Annotated in this window: 16 protein-coding genes and 2 tRNA genes; 4 read left to right on the forward strand and 14 right to left on the reverse strand. The window is 43.5% G+C overall.

Annotated features, from left to right (window positions below; all coding sequences use genetic code 11):
- Positions 1–3: 3 nt before the first annotated feature.
- From NEJAP_RS13165 to NEJAP_RS13225, 13 genes are all read right to left on the reverse strand, one after another.
- Positions 4–1,311 carry a BatD family protein gene (locus NEJAP_RS13165; protein ID WP_201347677.1) on the reverse strand — a complete coding sequence of 436 codons (1,308 nt, stop codon included), beginning with the start codon at positions 1,309–1,311 and terminating at the stop codon, positions 4–6.
- Positions 1,311–1,964, reverse strand: a complete 654-nt coding sequence (locus tag NEJAP_RS13170) for a hypothetical protein (protein ID WP_201347678.1) — start codon at positions 1,962–1,964, stop codon at positions 1,311–1,313. Before NEJAP_RS13170 ends, NEJAP_RS13165 begins: the two co-directional genes overlap by 1 nt.
- Positions 1,958–2,890 carry a hypothetical protein gene (locus NEJAP_RS13175; protein ID WP_201347679.1) on the reverse strand — a complete coding sequence of 311 codons (933 nt, stop codon included), beginning with the start codon at positions 2,888–2,890 and terminating at the stop codon, positions 1,958–1,960. Before NEJAP_RS13175 ends, NEJAP_RS13170 begins: the two co-directional genes overlap by 7 nt.
- Positions 2,887–3,861 carry a VWA domain-containing protein gene (locus NEJAP_RS13180; protein WP_201347680.1) on the reverse strand — a complete coding sequence of 325 codons (975 nt, stop codon included), beginning with the start codon at positions 3,859–3,861 and terminating at the stop codon, positions 2,887–2,889. Before NEJAP_RS13180 ends, NEJAP_RS13175 begins: the two co-directional genes overlap by 4 nt.
- Complete coding sequence (locus NEJAP_RS13185; RefSeq protein WP_201347681.1) at positions 3,854–4,399, reverse strand: DUF4381 domain-containing protein; 546 nt, start codon at positions 4,397–4,399, stop codon at positions 3,854–3,856. The genes NEJAP_RS13180 and NEJAP_RS13185 overlap by 8 nt, the downstream gene beginning before the upstream one ends.
- Positions 4,396–5,352: a DUF58 domain-containing protein gene (locus NEJAP_RS13190; RefSeq protein WP_201347682.1), complete on the reverse strand. Its 957-nt coding sequence runs from the start codon at positions 5,350–5,352 to the stop codon at positions 4,396–4,398. Before NEJAP_RS13190 ends, NEJAP_RS13185 begins: the two co-directional genes overlap by 4 nt.
- Before the next feature lie 23 nt (positions 5,353–5,375).
- The gene (locus NEJAP_RS13195) at positions 5,376–6,338 is read right to left on the reverse strand and encodes an AAA family ATPase (RefSeq protein WP_201350633.1); all 963 of its coding nucleotides are present in this window, start codon (positions 6,336–6,338) and stop codon (positions 5,376–5,378) included.
- A 133-nt stretch (positions 6,339–6,471) separates the two neighbouring features.
- A complete protein-coding gene (locus tag NEJAP_RS13200) occupies positions 6,472–8,055 on the reverse strand; it encodes an arylsulfatase (protein ID WP_201347683.1) in 1,584 nt (527 codons plus the stop codon).
- A gap of 203 nt (positions 8,056–8,258) precedes the next feature.
- Positions 8,259–9,293 (reverse strand): AraC family transcriptional regulator, encoded by a 1,035-nt coding sequence (locus NEJAP_RS13205; protein ID WP_201347684.1) that lies wholly within the window; start codon positions 9,291–9,293, stop codon positions 8,259–8,261.
- Positions 9,294–9,656: 363 nt separating this feature from the next.
- A tRNA-Thr gene (locus tag NEJAP_RS13210) sits at positions 9,657–9,732 on the reverse strand.
- Positions 9,733–9,840: 108 nt separating this feature from the next.
- Positions 9,841–9,917: transfer RNA gene (locus NEJAP_RS13215), tRNA-Val, on the reverse strand.
- 70 nt (positions 9,918–9,987) lie between these two features.
- Entirely contained in the window at positions 9,988–10,629 is a 642-nt protein-coding gene (locus NEJAP_RS13220) for a response regulator (RefSeq protein ID WP_236590937.1), read from the reverse strand.
- 18 nt (positions 10,630–10,647) lie between these two features.
- The gene (locus NEJAP_RS13225) at positions 10,648–11,994 is read right to left on the reverse strand and encodes a cache domain-containing protein (protein ID WP_201347686.1); all 1,347 of its coding nucleotides are present in this window, start codon (positions 11,992–11,994) and stop codon (positions 10,648–10,650) included.
- Positions 11,995–12,301: 307 nt separating this feature from the next.
- On the opposite strand from NEJAP_RS13225, the gene NEJAP_RS13230 reads away from it, so the two are divergent.
- Positions 12,302–12,748, forward strand: coding sequence for a PilZ domain-containing protein (locus NEJAP_RS13230; protein ID WP_201347687.1), 447 nt, complete (start codon positions 12,302–12,304; stop codon positions 12,746–12,748).
- A 27-nt stretch (positions 12,749–12,775) separates the two neighbouring features.
- Here the strand turns inward: NEJAP_RS13230 and uvrB are convergent, their stop codons facing one another.
- Positions 12,776–14,791, reverse strand: coding sequence for an excinuclease ABC subunit UvrB (uvrB, locus tag NEJAP_RS13235; protein ID WP_201347688.1), 2,016 nt, complete (start codon positions 14,789–14,791; stop codon positions 12,776–12,778).
- Between the two features lie 265 nt (positions 14,792–15,056).
- On the opposite strand from uvrB, the gene NEJAP_RS13240 reads away from it, so the two are divergent.
- The 3 genes from NEJAP_RS13240 (at position 15,057) to NEJAP_RS13250 (ending at position 18,095) form a co-directional block, all read left to right on the forward strand.
- Complete coding sequence (locus NEJAP_RS13240; protein WP_201347689.1) at positions 15,057–16,244, forward strand: pyridoxal phosphate-dependent aminotransferase; 1,188 nt, start codon at positions 15,057–15,059, stop codon at positions 16,242–16,244.
- A gap of 176 nt (positions 16,245–16,420) precedes the next feature.
- A complete protein-coding gene (locus tag NEJAP_RS13245; protein ID WP_201347690.1) occupies positions 16,421–17,041 on the forward strand; it encodes a TetR/AcrR family transcriptional regulator in 621 nt (206 codons plus the stop codon).
- Complete coding sequence (locus NEJAP_RS13250; RefSeq protein ID WP_201347691.1) at positions 17,034–18,095, forward strand: efflux RND transporter periplasmic adaptor subunit; 1,062 nt, start codon at positions 17,034–17,036, stop codon at positions 18,093–18,095. Before NEJAP_RS13245 ends, NEJAP_RS13250 begins: the two co-directional genes overlap by 8 nt.
- Position 18,096: the final 1 nt, after the last annotated feature.

Here is an 18,096-nt window from a genome sequence, read left to right on the forward strand (position 1 = left end):
GCCTCAATCCTTTATGTAAAGTGGTGGCAAAGCATGGTTATCTTTAAGGTCGCTTTGACCCGCTCGGATTTTTATCTCTTTATTAATTTGTCGCGTTAAAGATCGAAAATCAACTGCGGGCATACAGTTTTTGTTATTCGGTTTGGCATACTGAGCGAATATAACCTGGGCTAAAACATCAGGCTTAGCTACTGACCTTCTTGTGAAATTATTAGCTATAACCGTGCGAGAGCTTGGCTGGGCACCTAACCATACATAAAAGTTTTTAATGATCTCAGCCAAGCTCTGTTGCTTAATTGCTCGTTTGATTTGTGCTCTAAGAGCTCTCTCACTATGTACTTTTTTTTGTACTAATAAGCTTGCTCTTTGATTGCGTTTTTTAAACCAAAGCAAGCTTCCTAAAAGTAAACAAATAAATAACCCAGCGCCAATTAACATATTAAACCTGCCCCATAAAGACCACTTATCAAGTGCTGCTGAACTATACCCAGCGCTCGGCAAAACCTGCAATGTTTTTGCAGGCAAGCTAGCCACATGCCATGCGTTATCGGTGGCGTTCCACCAACGTATATTCAAGGCGGGTAAAGTTACCTCTCCAGACTCGGATAACAGATAGGTGTACTGCTCTTTTCGATGGCCTATAAACCCTTCCCGATCAGATTGGTCAAATAGCTTCGGTTCGCTTTGATAAACACCATACTTCTGCGACGTTAGTCGCTCGCTATATAAGTCGGGGAACAGACTCCCTGGTACATTGTGGCTACTAACATGAACATCCCTCGTTATACCGCTGCCGCTTAATAAATCGCCTTGTGGATAATGATACGCCTCCGTAAGTTTTACCTTATCAGTCACCAAAATTAAGCTATTAATCGCGGCATTAGGTATAACATCAGTCTGGAAAACGATAGATGAACTCTCCAATGATTGTCCGTGGCTACTCCCTGCTGGCCAAGCTAATACATTAAAGGGAGGGATCACAACCAATCCAGCGTATTGTGGATAAAGCCAGTATTCATAACGCTGGGCGGTAAACTGTTGTCCACCTCGTTTCAGCGTAAAGTTGGTAGCAAATGAATGGGGTTGTATCACAACAACATTAGGTATCTTTAATACTGGTAACTGCGGAGCGCGACTAAACCAAGTGGGTGTTAAGATATCCACCTGAAGAACTTGTAGCTCCCCTTGATAAGTACTGATGCCTTTACTTAGAGTGACTTCTAAAAGCACCTGCTTATTCGCGCCAATGGCTAATTCATTAACAAAAACATATAAGATAAAGTACCGAAAAAAGGACATAATAGTGTTCACTACTGCTCTCCCTTTATTTGCTCGCGCTGCCATTGGTAGGCAAATTTCAGGCGCAAAAAATCTGCCGGATCAACATTCAATCGCTTAAGCCAAAGTTGCTCTATTTGGTCTTTACTCAACCCGCCGTAAATATCATCTGGCTGAAACTCTTCTGCTTTCTTCGCTTGCTCTTTATCAAGATCAAACACTAATTTATCGGCTTCCAGTCTCGCCTTCTCACCTGCTTTGCGCTCTTGGTCCGATTGAGGCTTATGTGCCAACACCAGCACCAAAGCAAGATTTTCTTGCGCTTGATGCCAATCAGGCTTTAATACTAACGCTTTTCGATAGGCCAAAGCAGACACCTCATAGTACGCCATTTGTGCTAAGGCATTACCTTGATTATAGAAACCATCGGCGCTATTCATACGTCCATAGATCATAGCTGCACGTTCATATTGCCCCGCAGCGTAGTGTGATGCCGCACGCCAGTCTCTGCTGTTAAAACGACTCGCAGATGTTAAAAACTCTTGTTTCTCATAATAATAAGCGCCTTGCTGGTCGGCTGTACCTACTAAATTGAGGCCTAACGGAGCTCCCTCAGCCAGCCATAATAGCGCCAACACAAGGAGGCATACTCCCCAATATTTTTGCATCGGTTTTAGCTTCACCATCTTAGAAGCACTCCGCGCCTAAACCAAAATAAGCAAAGCATTGCCATGGGGTATACGGCGTAATAACCCAGATCGATGCCCTCTTGCGCAGAGCCCTGAGTACGCTTTTGCACTGCAACCTTTGATCTTGAGTGTTGTGCCAAACTTGGTAATGCACTATTAGGTAAGTAAATACGCGCCATACGCATGCCCACCGGTGCTTCTATATTTTGCGGAGCGTCACCAACCAGCCAGATATCAATGGGGTGTGTAATAGTCGGATTTAAGGTTATGAACGATGACCAGTTAGGGTGGAATGGAGTGATCAGCAGCTGAGTGCCTTGCCCTTTGGGCAATATTTCTTCCCCCTGAAGCAGAGCTTTTTCTGGCTGCCATCCCTCTACAGGCATAATGCTAGGGTTTAAATGTTTTACATACCAAATAAGGCTATTGGTATCATTAGTAAGCGGTAATACCCAGTGAGTGCTACCTGCAAAGACTTGAATCGCGACAAGTGTACCGCGATTTTTTTCAAGCAATTCAATTGTTTTAAACTTAATAAGCGATAGCCAAACAGGCTCGTTCTTTGCCTGCTGACTCTCACTCAAACCCTCAGAAGAAAGAGATAAACTAATGACCAGCGGAGCTCTCTCTCTGTGGATTCTTTCACTCGCCCCCCATTGGGGACCAGCTAACGCGACGCTCCAACACAATAGCGTAAAGAAAGCTAACCAAGAGAGGTTTAGCTTTTGCGGAGATTTTTGCTGTACTCGCAATGCTTGCAACAAAGATGGCGCGATAAAGCGTTGCCACTGTGACGCATCGATACTCTGTTTACGCTGCCACAGAATCAATACTAATCCGGGTAGCATCGCCCATAACCACAACGGCCTTTGCCAGTCGAGCCCTGTAAGCATATCCACGTCTAGAGCTAACCACTCATTCATTGTGTACTCCAGCGCTGTAGCGCTAGCCAAGAATGAGTCAATAAGGTCACAAACAGCGCCAACGCTAATGGCCAGTGATATAAAGCCAGAAAAGGTTGGTAGCTGCTGAGCTTTTGGTTATCGGGTTCTAACTCTTCAATTTTCCCCATAAGCGTGCCAAGCTCGTTCCGGCTATCGGCTTGAAAAGCCTCTCCTTGCGTGAGTTGCGCTATCTGCTTTAACAGACCAAGATCTAGTGCAGGCTCGCCTAAAGTTTCAGGATTGCCAATCGCAATGGTATATACCTTTATATCCGCTCTTTTTGCAAACTCTGCGGCCTCTAATGGAGAGACTTTACTACCTGAATCATTTCCGTCTGTGAACAACAGCAGGGCTTTTTGCTCTGTTTGGCTACTTTTAAAGTGCTTCACCGCTAAACCAATTGCATCACCTAACATAGTTTTAGGGCCGGCCATAGGCACTTGGCTTTCATTTAATAGTTGGATAAATATTTGTTTATCCTGACTAAAAGGTACTTGTAAATAAGGCGCGCTACCAAACAAAATAAGCCCAAACCGATCACTTTCTCTGCTCATAACTAGGTGCTTCAAGAGTGTTTTCAAGACATCTAAACGACTCACCGGCGTTCCTTGTACTGAAACCATATCTTCAGTCGCCATACTGCCCGATATATCTACAGCAATCATCAAGTCCCTTGTGGGTTCTGTAAATTTGACCACATCTAAAAGCCACACAGGTCGCGCCATCGAAAAAACAACCATTATCCAAATAAACCCCATCAACCAACGTTGAATAGGTCGACGTTGATGCACAGAAACCACTTGAAGAGGTAAGCCAGATGCATCCGATAAACGCTGTGTGAAAGGGGCATGTATCGCATCAATATCAGCAGCATGCGGCTGAAAAAATGATTTCACTAACCAAGGAAGAGGCAACAGCAATAAAGCCCACGCAAACGTCAGTTCAAACATCGCTATCAGCCCTCTTATGTTCATTCTTTGGGGCTGTATTATGCTCAATGATCCACATTCGGATAGCCGTGATCAGCCAAGCCATATCATCATTTGTCATCAATACTATTTGGCTAGGAGGGGCATAAGCTAAACGCTTTAGCATTTCACACATCCTGTATTGAGAATGCCTATTATTCTTTGAAGCATCTGAATTTTTCCAGATCTCTTTATCTGCTATAACGTCGCTGGCCGGCAATCCAGCACACACGCATACTCGCTTAACCAAAACTGGAAGTTGCCTAATTGCTGCTTCATCAAACTCTCTACTTACAATACGCTTCTCTAACTGAGTGAGCTCTTTGAGTGCTTCCCTTCTATAAGCATTAGCCCGCCAACTGTTAATACGCTTACGCAGCACCGATATGCACCAAAAAATTGCAATCACAACAAGCCACTGCCACATAATACCCACTGGCCAAAAAGCCACAGGCTCAGGAAGCTGTATGGGGTTAAGGGTATCTAACCAAGGGTTTTGGTATACATCAGTCGCTTTCATGAGCGAAACCTTCGCTCGGAAGGTGTCATACCAGTGAAGACCTGTTCACGTAAAGTCAGTGCGGTAGTCAGTTCCAGAAATGAGGTATTGGGGGCAAGAATTAATGATTGAATACGTTGTTTTGCAGACAAAAACTGCTCAGCGTATTTATTCCTTAGCTCGCGGGAATGGGTATTTAACTCAATAAACTGGCCTGCTTGGCTAAAGCTCCATCGGTGGCAAGCAGGCATACTCTCTTCAAGTGGATCAGTGACCATTAACATTCGTAGATTGTTTTTCTGAAGCAGCGGGTTAAGATAATCAGACCTTAGCCCCGAAAGTCCCTCTAGATCGCTGATAATCCAAATATCTTCTGCGCCACAAGCCAAACGCCCTAGCTTATTAACCGCGTCATTAAGGCTGTCGCCATTGACAGAATTTGTTGCACTCAATGCATGGTTAAGCTGCTCTACTTTTTTCAGTACGCTTAGTAAATTTCTTTCACTACGCTGAGGCTTATATAAACCGGTACTTTCTGAACATAAAAAAGCCCCAACCCTGTCCCCAGCCTTAAGCGTTTGCCACGCGACTAGAGCAAACAGTTCTGCTGCCAATACCGATTTCATCTGCCGTTGGGAGCCAAAAAAAAGACTAGACCTCTGATCAAGCACAATATAAGTGGGTTTTTCTCGCTCTTCAGTGAACACACGGATATGTGGCTGACCGGTACGCTTTGTTGTTTTCCAGTCTAATAGGCGGATATCATCTCCTGGCTGATAATGCCTTAACTCTTCAAACATCAGACCACGGCCACGTCGATGAGTATTCATCTGGCCTGGTTGTTGCTGGTTAGCCATCAAGTTTATTAGGGGATAAGAAAACTTGGTTTGGCTTTTCAATAAGAGGAGTTCAGGCAAACTAACATAAATGCCTTGCGTATTTGAATGAGGTATACAATCTGAAGTAAGCGCCATATGTGTTACCTCCGGCACAATAACTATACAACAGGCACCAGTGAAACCAATTTAGCAATCACTTGATCTGCATCGACATTGTTAGCTTGAGCTTCGTAACTAAGAATAAGTCGGTGGCGTAGTACATCGGTCACCACCGCTCGAACGTCGTCAGGCTCTACGTAATCACGCCCTTGAAGCCACGCATGAGCGCGCGAGCAACGATCCAAAGCAATGCTCGCTCTAGAACTCGCCCCTACTTCAATCTGGTTGGCCAGCTCTTCACTATAACGGCTTGGTTTTCGGCTCGTCATGATCAAAGCAATAATGTAATCATCAATGGCCGAAGACATATAGATTTGGCTAATTTTCTCTCGTGCAGCAAAAATTTTCTGCTGTGAGATTGTCTCGACTACATGACCGCTACCCCCCTCCTCCTGACGCATCAAATGCATGATCTCCCGCTCAGCATCATCATTTGGAAAAGCCATTCTGACTTTCATCAAAAAACGATCTATTTGTGCCTCAGGAAGAGGGTAAGTGCCTTCTTGCTCTATCGGATTTTGTGTCGCTAACACCATAAAAAGCTGCGGTAGTTTATGAGTGCACCCAGCCACCGTAACTTGCCTTTCCTCCATAGATTCTAATAAAGCAGCCTGAACTTTAGCTGGTGCACGGTTAATTTCATCTGCTAAAACAAGGTTATTAAAAAGAGGGCCCGGCTGAAAAACCAATTCATCGCGCCCTTTTTCATGATGATAAACCTCAGTACCGGTCACATCGCTAGGAAGCAAGTCCGGTGTAAACTGGATACGACCTAAGGAAGCATCAAGCTGTTGAGCAAGTGATTTAATGACCCGTGTTTTTGCTGTTCCTGGTAAACCTTCGACCAATAAATTCCCATCGCATAACAAGCTAATAAGAACTCTTTCAATAACTAAATCTTGACCAAGAACCTGTCGACACAGCTGTTTCTTAAGATGCTGAACGGCATCAAAAGGACGCATACTTTCATCGATGTCAGTCTTTTCAAAGTCCATGGTCAACCCTTGAATGCTTTTATCTCAAAGATATTTCTCTTAGCCATTATTTAGCTTCTCATAATACGATTCTGAAAAACGCATAGGGCTAAGAGACATTTTATTTATCGTACTGCATAAATTTTTCAACGATTTGATCAACACTAAAACTAGCCGGGCGCTGACGAGGAGGGTACTCTTTAAAGGTTGATAAGAAGCCAGCTGTTGTTGCCTGCGCCTTATATAAGTACGGAAGACGGTCAGCAAACCAACGCTCGTAACAGCAAGACTCAATATCGGCTCTTTCAAACGGATCACGTCGCAAATTAAATATTTTAGGTAAACGCAGTGGAATTAAAGGGTCTCGCCACACTTCTAAGCCGTGCGCACGCTGCTCAGAGAACATCACTTTCCAATCGCCCATACGTACCGCTGACAACTTTCCATCATCGGTAAAGTAAAAGAACTCTTCGCGGGCTCCCTTCTCCGACTCACCTGTTAAATACGGCAACTGGTTATAGCCATCCAAATGTACTTTAAAGTTTTTTGTACCTGCCGTATGACCTTCTTTTAATTTTTCTTTAATCTTTGGTTCACCCACTGCTGCCATTAAAGTAGGTACCCAATCTTGGTGAGAAATAATTTCGTTTGATACCGCTCCAGGCTTTATATGGTCAGGCCAACGCACCATGGCGGGAACACGGAAACCACCCTCCCATGTTGTGTTTTTCTCACCGCGAAATGGAATGGTTCCGCCATCCGGCCAAGAGAACACTTCTGCTCCATTATCTGTAGAGTAAAAGACAATCGTATTCTCAGTAATACCAAGTTCATCCATTTTACTTAATAGCTGGCCGACTTGATCATCATGTTCAGCCATACCGTCAGCATAAATTCCTTGGCCTGTTTTACCTTCCCATTTTTCACTCAAGCGAGTCCAGACATGCATACGTGTGGCGTTAAACCAAAGGAAGAAGGGTTTTTCTGCTTTATGAGCTTTATCCATAAAACCTAGTGCACCCTCTAAGAACTCGTTATCCACTGTTTCCATACGTTTTTTAGTTAAAGGGCCCGTATCTTCGATACGACCATCGGCGTAGGAGTGAATAACTCCCCGTGGGCCAAAGCGCTTCTTAAAAGCCTCGCCTTTAGGGTAATCTGGATGCTCCGGCTCCTCTTCCGCATTTAAGTGGTAAAGATTGCCATAAAATTCATCAAACCCGTGATTAGTCGGTAAAAACTCATCAAGGTCACCTAAGTGGTTTTTACCAAACTGGCCATTCATATACCCCAGCGGTTTTAACAATTCAGCCAAGGTTGGGTCTTCACCTTTCAATCCACGAGCAGCACCTGGCATGCCTACTTTTGTTAATCCCGTTCGAATAGGATGCTGTCCTGTAATAAATGCCGAACGGCCTGCTGTACAGCTCTGCTCACCGTATGCATCCGTAAAGAGCATTCCTTCATTAGCAATTCGATCAATGTTGGGGGTTTTATACCCCATCATTCCGCGGTTATAAGCACTGATGTTAAACCAGCCGACGTCATCACCCCATATCACTACAATATTAGGCCGCTTAGCGTCTTGGGTAGCTTCTACATTTAAAGAAACACTTATAAGTATGGCTGCTGAGAGGCTCAGCAACCGTTGGGTAACACTCCGGCGTCCTGAGCCCACCGAACGAGAACTATAGATATGATGCATAACCTGACCTTCATTTTGTTTTTGTTATCTAAATGAGCAAAATGATGAGCTAGGTTTGACCTATCTCACCTATGCCATTAGAAGAAGAGGTGATACTTCGATTCTACTGCAGAGCAAAATAACGTCTATTACGGAGCACGCCAAAAGTTTGACCAATCGCACACTCACATGAAATATTAAATAAAAACTAAGGGGGAAAGCGCTTATTCTTTGTTTGATTTTTGTGCGCGATATTGGCCAGGCGCCATGCCTGTCCAGCGCTTAAAAGCTCGACAAAAGGAGCTAAGGTTAGCAAACCCTAACATGTAACATATTTCATTAATCGTAATATGAGATTGCTCTAAATACTGTCTCGCTAAATCACGACGCACATCTTCCACCACCTGGGTGTAATGCGTACCTTCTTGCTGCAGTTTGCGTTGTAAATTACGTAAACTGAGGTTTAAGGATTTTGCGACTTTCTCTTGAGAAGGCTCACCTAGGGGGAGCATTTCAATCACTTTCGCCTGCACTTGCGTAACAATATCATTCCACTCTAAACGAGCGAGGTAATCGATAACAACTTGATCACTTTTCGATGCCAACTCAGCATTTGCAGTTAACAAGGTTCCTTCGAGTACTGTTGAGTCAAACTCAATTATTGTTTGTGCCGCGCCAAACTCAATTGGACAATTAAAAAACGCGTTGAAGGCCGCCATACTTTTTAAATCTGTAGGCTCAGACCTTTCTAAGAACATGGCTTTTGGGGAGAATGCAGCACCACTTAACTCTCTACAGATAGCAACCATTGATGCAATAAACGCATCTAAAGCTTGATCTGCAACTAACTTGTAACCATGTTCATCTTGGTTCACTTGAAAACGAATACTGTACACATCTCCATAACACACCAACTCAAGCGTTCCTGCATTACTCACCATCCGCCCATAATTAACCAGCCGCTGTAGAGCATCCTTTAATGTTTCACTCGCCCAAATAGAGTATCCCAGAGCATGAAAAGTAGTGGGTTTAATATAAGAGGCAACACTAAGCCCAATAGCTTCATTACCTGTTTGAGTCGTAACAATATCCCACAACTGTCCCATCTTTTTAACATCAAATCGGCTGTTTGGATCTGTGGCGTGATGTAGGTCGAGTCCTACCTGGGAAAACAACTCATTGCTATCACACCCGGCGTCATCTAGCGCCCGAGAAATAGCAATAATCCAACCACCAGAAGAGGTTGCTTTTCGCATCATGGGATATGTAATCCGTGTTTATTATTATAGTAGATCCATTTTACTATAACTAAAACATACTCACCTCTCAATGAGTTATCCTAGAACAATGATGACTGATTCGAACGTTATCGCACTCAAAAACACACTGAATCATGGTATGAATACGTACAACCCTTTGCCTGATCTATTACTCTACGTTCAGGCTAAACCCACTACTTGCTTACAATGCCTATATAACAGGCCGTAGTGTTAATGATGAACTAGGCTAATTTAGGATGCATTCGGCGAGCCTCAGGAATCACTTATCAGGAATACTTTGCTGAAAGGATTAGATTGCTAAAAGCTACATATAGAGATTAGATTACGTGAAAAATATAAAGATGGTGCCGGCACCAAGAGTCGAACTCGGGACCTACTGATTACAAGTCAGTTGCTCTACCAGCTGAGCTATACCGGCGTATGATCATAAAAGACCACTTGATCCCAAGCATAGATAATGCGAAGAATCATAAATAAGAACAACTACTTTATACAATTCGTAAGCAGCTGTTTTCATTGTAGAATCTGGTAGGACTAGGCAGATTCGAACTGCCGACCTCTACCATGTCAAGGTAGCGCTCTAACCAACTGAGCTATAGTCCTAAAGTGTGGTGCGTATTATAGTGATGCGGGAGGCGGACGCAAGTGCTTCTTTTCACTTTTCATCTTTTTTTTATACGATCTCATTTTCAATGGCATATTTCGCCAAACCTGCGGCAGTTTGTATATTCAATTTCTGTTTTATATTCTGGCGATGCGTTTCAACCGTACGCACTGAAATATCAAGCTGGCGCGCTATATCTTTATTACTGCCACCTTCTGCTAATAGCTTGAGTACTGTTTCTTCTCGCTTTGTCAGGTTCGGGCGCGAGTCATCTATAACTGCGTGGCGGCGCCCTGAATCAAAATGTTTTACCAGCGTTTCTGATGCACGTGAGCTAAAATAGGTTCCACCTTGGTGCACCACTTCAATCGCTTTTACGAGCTCTTCAGAGGATACATCTTTTAAGACATAACCTGCTGCACCGGACTGAATCAGCTGCAGAATATATTCACGGTTTTCATGCATTGATAATATCAACACTCGAAAATCGGGGAAGCGTATTTTAAGCTCTTTAGTCGCTTCTAAGCCGTTCATTACAGGCATAGAAACATCCATCAAGACAACGTCTGGTATGAGTGCTTCTGCAAGCTCCAATGCTTCAAGACCATTATTTGCTTGCCCGACAACTTCTATACCCTCTTGGCTGGATAAACAAGCATTTATACCATCCAGAACTAAAGGGTGATCATCTACCAGTAAAACCCGTATCATCCTATTCCCCATACATCTTTACACTAAAGGTAGCTTTACCCGCAGTTGAGTGCCTTGACCTACCTCAGAGGTTAGTACAAATTCACCACTTAACAATTCTATTCTGTCATGCATGTTACGTAACCCAATACCTTCTTTAAGCACCGCGCTTTTGATATCAAACCCATCTCCATTATCTTTTAGCGATACCCACACGTACTTTCCTTGTACCCATGTCTTCAAACGCACTTCATCTGCACCGGAGTGTTTATCTATATTACACAGCGCTTCCTGAATAACTCTGTACAAAGTGATCTCTATATCATCAGGCAAGCGCGTTTTCGGGAAGTCCAAGTCCGTTTCTACCATAATCCCTGTTCGTGATTCATACTCATCGAGTAAGCTTTTAAGCGCTGAGGTTAGTCCCATATCATCAAGCAGGCTGGGGCGCAGATCATGAGAGATCAAACGCACTTCTTGTATCGCTTGATTGAGCACATCCATCCCTTTTGAAAGATCTTGAATGGCACTCTCATCACCCTTTTTTATTTTATTAATACCCAACTCTACTCGGAATTTAACCGAGACCATTAACTGGTTAATACCGTCGTGAAGTTCTCTGGCAAAACGGCGCCGCTGGCTAACTTGGAATTGCACTGATTTATGCGCGAGATGACGCAAACGAGCATCAGCTAACCGACTTTCATGCACGTTAATAGCAATACCTATCATCACGATAATAATTGCCGTTGCTGCCGTGATAACCAACACAGTAAAAAAAGTATTACGTATGTTTAATGTCACTTCTTGCCGGGCTCTGGCTACTTCTTTGGCGATATCATCGACGTATAAACCCGTACCTACCATCCAGCCCCATTCAGGCAACAAAACTACATAACTTAGCTTATCTTCATTGCCACCTTTTGAGGGCTTACGCCATACATAACGATGAAAACCGCCGCCTCTCTTGGCAACGGCAAATAGATCTCGAAAAACGTAGGTGTCATTATCATCTTGAAGGTCGAACAAGTTTTGTCCAACCAACTCAGGTTGCGCTGGATGAACTAAGTTAACGCCATCAGCATCGTAAACAAAAAAGTAACCATCTTCGCCGTAGGTTAAACTATCAAGAATACGTTTTACTTCTTCCTGCGCCTCAAAGTCATGTAGCCAAGATGCATTCAAAACATGATCAATAGAGGTTAACGCTAACCCAACGTAGTTTTGTAATTCACTTCGTTTAGAAGCCAACAAATTTTGTTCAAATGTTTTTATTTCAAGTTCAGAGAGAGATTGCGACTGCTTAACGCTCATCAAAGTGATGATGCCCGTAACCAATAATAGCGGTAATAAAGCCAGCGTAAGTATTTTGAGTTTAAGTGGCATAATGAACGCCTTATGTTTAAAACTCAGCGTATCCTGCCTGACCTTAGATTGTTGTTCCACTTTTGTACCCAGTTTTACGTAGTAATCAGGAGGGGGCCTACGTAGTTACCGCAACATTAACGTCTATAATACGCTGTATTTTAGACTATAGTGCGCTGCTCATCATTCGTTAAGCTGGTGTATTATATTTTGTATTAAAGTTGAATGAAAAATAGCCGATTTACTATGTGTGGTCATTGTTTCAAACGTTTGGTGTCAAACACCAAGCCAATTTTAGCCCACATCTAAGTGCATATAGGTGCATATTATGGCTTCTGATCTAACGCACGGTTACATTCGTCATCCTAATGACATCCCCGCTCAGATCTCACTCTGCTCTAAGAACATCCTTTCTCCAAATACAGCGAGTCACTCCGGAAGGATAGGCATCAGCCTCTCTACTGAGGATTTTTACGCTATCGGCACAGCCCTTGAGATTGAAATTGCCATTAAGGACCCTGCTTTCAAAGCGTCTGGACACGTCGCATGGTGCATCCCTGAAAGAGATGGAAACTTTCGTACCGGGTTAGTGTTTGATGATCCGGCAACCGCTTATGCTGTAAGAATGATTGAGCAGATTTGTCATATCGAGCAATACCGTCAAGAAATAAAGCATGACGAAGGCAGAACATTAAGTAGCGAAGATGCGGCTCACGAATGGATTATAAGATTTGCTAAAGACTTTCCTGAACTAAACTCAGCGGTCCATTCGTAAGCATTACCTGCCTTTCTTTAATAAGCATCAAATAGCGGCATGTTTTAATTGCTCTAGCTGATCTCTGTAATGACCGGCCAGTTCAAATTCAAGATTTTTAGATGCTTCATACATTTTATCCTCTAGTTGACTCATCGCTTTAACCAGCTGCTTGGTAGTCATTGTGCTTGGATCAAACTCAAAATCACCGGCCTTATCTGCCACTTTCTTCGCCGTACGCGCCGCTTTTCGGCCTGGAATGGTAGAAGCACCTTCCATAATATCTGCAACAGATTTAGTAATCCCTTTGGGTGTAATCCCATGTCGCTCATTATGTGCGACTTGCTTCTCACGGCGCCTGTCCGTCTCTGCAATAGCGCGTTCCATCGAGCCTGTAATTCGATCAGCGTAAAGGATTGCACGTCCATTAATGTTACGGGCTGCTCGCCCTATGGTCTGAATCAAAGCAGTATCTGAACGCAAGAAGCCTTCTTTATCAGCATCAAGAATCGTCACCAGCCCAACCTCGGGCATATCAATCCCTTCCCTTAATAAGTTAATACCTACCAACACATCAAATTCACCGATACGCAAATCACGAATAATCTCTACACGCTCAACGGTATCTATATCTGAATGTACATAACGCACCCTAACACCATGTTCTGCTAGATACTCTGTTAAGTCTTCTGCCATGCGTTTAGTTAATACGGTCACAATAACTCTGCAGTTATCGACAACAACCTTGTTTATCTCTTCTAACAGATCATCGACCTGAGTAGAGGCAGGACGTATCTCAACAACGGGGTCTATTAAGCCTGTTGGGCGTACCACTTGCTCGACAATTTGCCCAGCATTTGCCGCTTCATATCTACTTGGAGTAGCAGAAACAAAAATCATTTGCGGTGCTAGGCTTTCCCACTCTTCAAAGCGTAGAGGACGGTTATCTAATGCAGAAGGTAAACGAAATCCATATTCCACGAGAGTCTCTTTACGTGAGCGGTCACCTTTATACATCGCTCCAAGCTGTGGAATAGTGACATGTGACTCATCAATAACCACCAGCGCATTATCAGGCAGATAATCAAACAGAGTAGGTGGCGCTCCACCTGGCTCACGTCCCGATAAATACCGCGAATAGTTTTCAATGCCTGAGCAGTAGCCAAGCTCCATGATCATTTCCATATCGTACATGGTGCGCTGCTCTAAGCGCTGCAGCTCAACCAATTTATCGATCTCTTTTAAAAACGTGAGGCGCTCATGCAGCTCAACTTTTATTTTTTCAACCGCTTCTACTAAGATTTCACGCGGCGTAACGTAATGCGATTTAGGATAAACCGTGGCGCGTGGAACCTTACGCAGCACTTCTCCTGTTAAAGGGTCGAAGTAGCTTAAGTTCTCAACTTCATCATCAAACAGCTCAATACGTAGCGCGTCTCTTTCCGACTCTGCAGGAAAAACGTCAATAACATCACCACGTACGCGATATGTCCCACGGTGTAATTCCACATCATTGCGCTTGTATTGCAGCTCAGCTAAGCGACGCAAAATCTTACGCTGATCAGCCACATCACCGCGATCTAGATGCAACATCATCGATAAATATGATTCGGGATCACCCAGACCATAAATAGAAGATACCGTTGCTACGATAATAACATCGCTACGCTCCAGCAGCGCCTTAGTAGCTGACAAGCGCATCTGCTCAATATGCTCGTTAATCGATGCATCTTTATCTATAAATGTATCTGAAGAAGGGACATAGGCCTCTGGCTGATAGTAGTCGTAGTAAGATACAAAATACTCTACGGCATTATCAGGAAAGAACTCTTTAAACTCACCGTATAACTGTGCCGCCAATGTTTTATTGTGCGCTAAAACAATTGTAGGTCGCTGCACTTCTGAAACTACATTGGCGATCGTAAATGTCTTACCAGAACCAGTCACACCTAACAGGGTTTGTGCAGCCAATCCGTCATTGATCCCTTGTACAAGCCCTTTAATGGCTTCTGGCTGATCGCCAGCGGGTGAAAAAGGTGAGTTAACTTTGAAACGTTCTTTCATAATACCCTGCTATCTGTTGATCGCGTGCGCCAAAGAATCGAACGCGCTAGTATACCCACTCAAATCCTTAACGTCTTGGTTATTGGATCTATAACAAACACCCCTTCTCAGCATCCCTCACGGATCATTATCTTTTCTAAATTAAAACCTGAGGATTTTTACGACTAAATATTAGGTTTTTTGATGTTTTGCATATGCCTAATCCTGTATAATTTTTCCGCTTTATTTAGCGACTTTCCTTAATTTTTTCATAGAGGACTATGAATTGGACGTCCAACTTTCAGATCGTGTTAACAGCATTAAACCTTCTCCTACATTAGCTGTAACCAACCGTGCAGCTGAACTGCGCGCTGCAGGCAAAGATATTATTGGCCTAGGCGCTGGCGAGCCGGATTTCGACACTCCCGAGCATATTAAAGATGCTGCTATTGAAGCCCTCCATAATGGCTTCACTAAGTACACGGCTGTTGATGGTACACCAAGTCTGAAAAATGCAATTATTAACAAGTTTAAGAATGATAATGGCTTAAACTATGAAGCTAATCAGATCTTGGTTTCTTGCGGTGGAAAACAAAGCTTCTTCAACCTGTCTCTAGCACTACTCAACGACGGTGATGAAGTTATTATCCCTGCACCATACTGGGTTTCATACCCTGACATGGTACTGGTTGCTAACGGTAAACCCGTCGTCATTACTACGACTCAAGCGCAGCGCTTCAAAATCACGGCAGCTCAGCTGGAAGAAGCGATTACTCATCGCACCCGTCTAGTCGTATTAAACAGCCCATCTAACCCAACAGGGGTTGCGTATACGCTGGAAGAACTAAAAGAGCTTGGCGAAGTACTTAAACGATTCCCTAACATACTCGTTGCTACTGACGATATGTATGAGCATATTCGTTTTAACGACTTACCATTTTGCAACATTCTAAATGCTTGCCCAGAGCTTTATGACCGCACCATCGTGCTAAACGGTGTTTCAAAAGCTTATTCGATGACTGGCTGGCGTATTGGTTATGCGGCAGGTCCAGCTAAACTGATAGGCGCCATGAAAAAAGTGCAATCACAAAGCACATCCAACCCATCATCTATCTCCCAAGTAGCATCGCAAGCGGCTCTTGAAGGCGGCAATGCCTGTGTTGATACAATGGTAGTTGCCTTTAGAGAACGCCATGAATATGTAGTGTCTGCATTAAACGAGATCGAAGGTGTTGAGTGCATCCCTGCCGATGGTACCTTCTACGCTTTCCCAAGTTTTCAGCAAATAATCGATAACGACGATCGCTTTAATAATGACATAGAGCTTGCCGAATTTTTGCTGAACGATGCTGGTGTTGCTCTGGTACCTGGCTCTGCTTTTGGTGCCCCCGGCAACATGCGTCTTTCTTTTGCTACGAGCATGAGTATTTTAGAAGATGCCATTGGCCGTATAAAAGCAGCACTAAAAGCCTAATACGCTTTCTTAAATAGTTAATCATCTTCAACGCCGGATTTTTCCGGCGTTTTTAATCCTGCAACAATCAACAGTCTGTTGCTAAAAAACAACAATTTACATCCCCCATCTGCTTGAGTCTCATTCCTATCCGCGTACAATACAATTTAAATTTAGAACGACCGGTCTAGTTAAATATGAATCAAGGTAGACGCCCCGAACATAGTCGCCAACAAGTATTAGAAAAAGGCATGGAACTCTTTAACCAACAGGGCTATCACGGAACTGGGTTAACCGCCATTCTGAAAGCATGCCAGGTATCTAAGGGCTCCTTCTATAATTTTTTTGGTAGCAAAGAAGAGTTTGCTGTTGAGATTATCGATCATTATCACTCAATAGAGTGCGAACGCTGGGAAGTTGAGTTCTCCAAATTGAATTGCCCACAGTTTGAAAAAATGCGCGTAATGCTCGAAAGGGAAATTCAAGAATTTGAGTCTGAAAAAGAGCATTTTGGTTGTTTAATTGCCAATCTATCAGGTGAACTAGGCAATGCTTCGCATGCATTTAAAGAAGCGATTCGCCGCTCAACATCTGATGTTTTACAAGCGATAGAAAAGGATTTTCAACAATGCCAAGTAGATGGAGACCTCCGCAACGATCTTAGTGCTCAACAGCTAGCACACCTTTTTTGGGATAGCTGGCAAGGCGCACTACTGCGCATGAAAGTAGAAAGTTCGACAGCACCATTACGAGAACTACTAGACCTTTATTGGAATCATATTTTACCGCCACTAAATGGAAAGAAAACACATGTTTAATCATAAAAGAAAGTGGTTAATCACCACACTACTACTGATTTCCACAACCCCCATGTTAGTCACGGCGGCAGAAAAACCAGGCGGTTTACCAGCAGAAGTGGTCAAAGTACAAACCGAAACACTTCGTCATGAGCTTAAAGCAGTCGGGACGCTAGAAGCATGGGAAAGCGTCGTCATTCGCCCAGAACAAAACGGCCTCATTACAAAAATTTTGTTTAAAGAGAGCCATGCGGTAAAACAAGGCGACACCTTATTCGAGCTTAATGCAGACTCTTATCGTGCCGAGGTTTCTCAAGCCAAAGCACGCGTTAGCCTCAGCCTTAATGAGTTTAAGCGAGCTGAAAAACTACTCAAAAAACGCGTAGGTTCTGTCAATGATAGAGATACGACACTGGCACAATTGCGTGTTGATGAAGCACAACTAGAGGTTGCCAGAACACTCTTAAAGAAAATGACTATCAAAACACCTTTTAATGGCGTCATCGGATTAAGAAATGTAAGCCCCGGCGATTATGTAACCTCAGGCCAAGATCTCGTTCAACTGACAGACATTAGCAAAATGAAAGTTGAATTCAGCCTACCTGAAACAGCATTGAGCCAAATAAAAACCGGCCAAACTGTTTCTCTGAATGTAGCGGCCTACCCGCAGGCAAGCTTCAGTGGTGAGATATATGCTATTTCTCCTGTTGCTGATGCCCGCAGTCATAACATTAAGATCAAGGCTATTGTTAATAATGAGTCTGGCCAATTACGCCCTGGGTTGTTCAGTAAAATTAGCGTCTTATTAAGTGCAGATAACAACGCCCTCCTCGTTCCCGAAGAAGCTATTATTCCAAACAACGGTGCTTTCCTTGTTATGCGTATGGATGAAAACAATAGCGTTGCCATGGTTCCTGTCACTCTAGGCGTGCGACAAAGCGACCAGGTACAAATACTGAACGGCTTAAATGCAGACGATGTCATCGTCACTGCAGGACATTTAAAACTACGCCCGGGAATGCCAATCACGCCTATATTCCCACAATCCAAGAATACTCCTAAACAGGAAGGCTAAA

The organism is Neptunomonas japonica JAMM 1380 (assembly GCF_016592555.1).
Lineage (GTDB): Bacteria > Pseudomonadota > Gammaproteobacteria > Pseudomonadales > Balneatricaceae > Neptunomonas > Neptunomonas japonica_A.